Origin of the sequence: Mesorhizobium waimense, assembly GCF_003601975.1 — a bacterium.
Taxonomy (GTDB): Bacteria; Pseudomonadota; Alphaproteobacteria; order Rhizobiales; family Rhizobiaceae; genus Mesorhizobium; species Mesorhizobium waimense.
The window spans coordinates 1-4,305 of the sequence record NZ_QZWZ01000113.1 but is presented as its reverse complement, the minus strand read 5'-3'; the positions used below and the strand labels follow the sequence as shown (position 1 = coordinate 4,305).

Genomic DNA, 4,305 nt, shown 5'->3' with positions numbered 1-4,305 from the left:
AGATCCACGCCGCCACCGAGGCGCTCGGCCTTCCCATCCGCCTGATCGGCACCCCCGGCCAGCGCAACGACATCGCCTTGGCCCACGACCTGATCGACGGTATCGACGCCGATGCCGCCATCGCCGACAAGGGATACGACGCCGATCACCTCGTTGACAGGATCACTGAACAGGGCGCAGAGGTCGTCATCCCGCCCAAGCGCAACCGCAAGGCCCAGCGGCCATACGACCGCGATCTCTACAAGGAGCGCAACCGCATCGAGCGCTTCTTCAGCAAACTCAAGCAGTTCAGGCGCGTCGCAACCCGGTACGACAAATTGCTCGCCAACTTCATGGGCTTCGTCAAACTCGCCGCCATCGCAATCTGGCTCAAATAGTTAAATCGTCACTACGCCCTAGCATGACGAGCGACGGCGAAGAGGCGAAGAGCCGAATACGCTCGATGTCGACGCTCATCAACCTTCTCTGTGACGACATCAGATCGCCTCGGGGTCGAGAGGATAGGCGCCGGTGTCATCATGCACCTCGCTGCCGGTCAACGGAGGGTCGAAGACGCAGGCCAACACCAATTCGGTCTCGGCACACAGCAGGTGAGCATCATGCTTGTCGAGCGCGTAAATGATGCCCGGTCGCACGACATGGACCGCATCCGCCTGGAGATCCTCGATGGAACCCGTTCCAGAAATACAGTAGACCGCCTCAAGGTGGTTCCGATAATGCATCTTGAGGCGAGCGCCCGGCTGGATTGTGGTGATATGGAAGGAGAAGCCCATCCCATCGTTCTTGAGGAGCAACCGCACGCTTTCCCAGCTCGGCGTCTGGACCCGCCGGGCTGTCAGTTTCTCCTCATTGAAATCCCTGACGATCATGATTTGCCCCTTACGCTGCCGTTTTCACTGTGCCGCCGATTACGCTATCGATAGCGTCCTCGAGGATGTCGAGGCCTTGGCTAAGCCGATCCTCCTCAATGACAAGAGGTGGCAGACACTTTACGACCTCGTCTTTGGGACCAGAGGTCTCGACAATGAGGCCCCTCTGGAAGGCGGTACTAATGACCTGCCCCGCAACCTCGCCAGACTTGAGATCGATGCCTTGCATCATACCACGACCCTTAATTGACACTCGGCTTGGGTCGTACTTCTGCGCGATCTGCTCAAGGCGGCTTTTCAGCAGGTTGCCTTTCTCCCTGACAGACGCTGCCAAGCTGTCTGTCCGCCAGAAGTGCTCTAGGGCTGCCCGGGCGGTGACGAAAGCATGGCAATTACCGCGGAACGTCCCGTTGTGCTCTCCCGGTTCCCACTTGTCGAGTTTTCGATCAATTAGGACGAGGGCCAAAGGCAAGCCGTAGCCCGATATCGATTTCGCCATCGTGACGATGTCCGGACGAAGCCCCGATTTTTCGAAGCTGAAGAATCCATCAGTCCGGCCGACACCCGCCTGAATGTCATCGACGATCAGCAGAGCTCCGTGCCTGCGCGCAATGGCCGCCACCTTTTGCAGCCACTCTGTGCCGGCGACGTTCAGGCCGCCTTCGCCCTGAACTGTCTCGACAATCACCGCCGCCGGGGCGTCCACGCCGCTGGAGGGATCCGAGAGCAGGCGATCAAGGTAGTCGGCGGTGTCTACACTGGATCCAAGATAGCCATCATAGGGTAGCCGTGTGACGCCGCCGAGCAGCTGGCCGGCGGCTGCGCGGTGGTAACGATTGCCGGTGCATGAGAGAGCGCCGAGGCTCACGCCATGAAAGCCGTTGGTGAAAGCTATGATGTTGGAGCGCCCAGTGATTTTGCGGGCTAGCTTGAGGGCAGCCTCGACCGCGTTGGCGCCGGTCGGACCCGGAAACTGTACGACGTAGTCTAGTTGTCGCGGCCTAAGGATCGTCTCATGGAATTCTCGCAGAAAAGACTCCTTGGCTTCGTTATAGAGATCGAGGCCATGCGTGATGCCGTCACTCGCAATGTAATCTGCGAGCGCGGACTTCAGCTCCGGGGGATTGTGCCCATAATTTAAACTCGAGCAACCCATGAGAAAGTCGAGATAGGCTGTCCCATCGCGCGCAAACAGCTGGGCCCCTCGTGCCGTCGCGAAAACGACGGGAAAACTGCGGGCGTAGCTGCGAACTTCTGACTCGAGATGGTTGAAGATCGCAAATTCCTCCTCGCGATCCGGCGCACTTTGGTCAGTCATCGTTGCCTCCTTATCTAAGTTGGGTAGGGGCGGATCGGCGGGGATGCCTGCAGGGCTGATGGAGCGTACAATGGGGCCGATAGCTATCGTATGCTCGCTCTCCTGCTGTCCCTTAAAATGGATGTCTCGGTCGAAGCACAGAGCCTGCCGGATTGGCGCGCGTAGATTCCGCGCCACACCTGCGAAGAACGACATGGACGCCCGGTTGCTGAGCGTGACCGTGGCCTTGATGTGCGTCACGCTCTCGCAACATGGCCTGTTCAGGGCTGAGATGATCAGGCCCTTGCCCACCCCTGCGTTACGTATCTCAGGATGCACGGCAATCTGCCAAACAAAGAGCGTCGAGGGCTCGCTCGGCCGCCGATAAGCCGACATCCACCCAACCACCGCCCCAGCATGCTCAGCGAGCACGCAGGTGTCGGCGAAATCAGTGCAGAGCAGGAGCTCGCAGTACAGGGAGTTGCGGTCCAGTGGCGGGCACTTCGCGATGAGTTCCCACACCTCGGCTGCATGAATCTCGTTCGGTCTTTGGAAACTCACTCGTTGGACGTGGTGTGGCAACGAGAAACTCTGGCTATTACTGACCATTCGAATCCTCCAGGCAAAACACCAGAGCCGCCCCACGTCGCGTTTCACGAAGAGGACTTCTCAAAAGTCATGCCGATTGCGCCGCGGGTGCCGTAGAAATATTTTCTGAGTTTTGTTCAATGACTTGACCCGGAGTGCGGCCGGCAACCAGGGCGAAACAATGTGTCGCGGGTCCGACAAACTCGACAGCAGTTGGACGTTGGTGCGCGGATCATTAATCGCATTGGCGTAGGCGGGCGGGAAGCTCACTAATCGGTCTGTCGCAGCCATGCCTTTCAAACACAATGCCCCCGCCGCCAACACATCGGCAAGATGAAGTGCAGGGTGACGAACTGGCAAGAGTATGAGGCGGGGCTCTGCCGACGCGGTAGCTTGACCCTGTGGCTGACGCCGGAAGCCCTTGTGTCGTGGCAAGCGCCAAGACGCAAGACAAGAGGTGGGCAGCCCCGCTATTCCGATCTGGCGATCGAAGCCGCCTTGACGTTGGGCCTGGTATTCGGGCTGCGTCTGCGCCAGACAGAAGGATTGCTGGGATCGGTGCTGCAATTGATGGGTCTGGATCTCTCCGTCCCCGATCATACCACCCTGAGCCGGCGAGCGCGGACATGGCGATCTGTCAACAGCCGGCATGATCGCCAGGTTGCGCCGGACGGCCCGGTACATGTTCTTGTCGACAGCACTGGCCTTCAGGTTTACGGCGCAGGCCAATGGCTTGAAGAGAAGCATGGCGCCAGATCCCGCCGCGGTTGGCGCAAACTCCATCTGGCTCTGGATGCCGATAGCGGCAAGATCATCGCCCGCGCGATGACCGAATGGGACACAGGCGATGCCTCGCAGGTGGCCCCGTTGCTCGACCAGATCAGTCGCTCGGTCGGACAGTTCACCGCCGACGGCGCCTATGATGGAAAGCCGACCTACGACGCTGTCATCAACCACAGCGCTGGCGCTGTGATCGTTATTCCGCCGCGTGCTAACGCGGTCGAGCGCGCCGACACCGAACCTCCCGGCCAAAGGGATCTGCATATCACAACAATCGGCAGAGACGGTCGAATGAAATGGCAGGCCACCACCGGCTATGGTAAGCGCGCGCTGGTCGAGATCGCCATCGGGCGATACAAGGCCCTCATCGGGCGGCGTCTGCGGCCCGGTCGTTTTAGCTAGTTTCCATCCATAGTGTGCTGCAGCAAGCAGAAGGAGGTTCGATGGTGAACTGACAACATGCTGAGAAGCTGCGTGAAAGATGAGGGTACGCACGCTGCACAATCCTCGCTTCGCGAGCGTCTATGCCTATGGCCAGCGTCTTTACCGCAGGACCGTCGACGGAAAGAAACAGGTCCGTAAACGTGAGCCCAATGAATGGCTCGCATGCATCCCGGACGCCCATCCCGGCTATATCAGTTGGGGGGCTTGTCACGTTATCTGAGATAGATCGGATTAAGGCCGCTGCTGCAGAATTCAGGCGAGCGTTCCGGTCATGGTCTTCCACGCCGCCATGGCCTGGAGGCGGTGGAGGTGAATGGCAGCTGCCGA

3 protein-coding genes and 1 pseudogene are annotated in these 4,305 nt (G+C 59.5%); 2 read left to right on the top strand and 2 right to left on the bottom strand.

Annotation, left to right across the window (positions count from 1 at the left end):
- On the top strand, positions 1-377 hold a 377-nt coding region (locus D3227_RS39725), incomplete at its 5' end, for an IS5 family transposase (RefSeq protein ID WP_120019397.1).
- Positions 378-476: 99 nt separating this feature from the next.
- Here the strand turns inward: D3227_RS39725 and D3227_RS39720 are convergent.
- Together D3227_RS39720 and ectB are read right to left on the bottom strand one after the other, a co-directional pair.
- Complete coding sequence (locus D3227_RS39720; protein ID WP_120019396.1) at positions 477-869, bottom strand: ectoine synthase; 393 nt, start codon at positions 867-869, stop codon at positions 477-479.
- 10 nt (positions 870-879) lie between these two features.
- A complete protein-coding gene (gene ectB / locus D3227_RS39715) occupies positions 880-2,775 on the bottom strand; it encodes a diaminobutyrate--2-oxoglutarate transaminase (protein ID WP_120019395.1) in 1,896 nt (631 codons plus the stop codon).
- Between the two features lie 268 nt (positions 2,776-3,043).
- Here ectB and D3227_RS39710 point away from each other — a divergent pair.
- Positions 3,044-3,930: pseudogene (locus D3227_RS39710) on the top strand (IS5 family transposase); the annotation flags it as partial.
- Positions 3,931-4,305 lie beyond the last annotated feature (375 nt).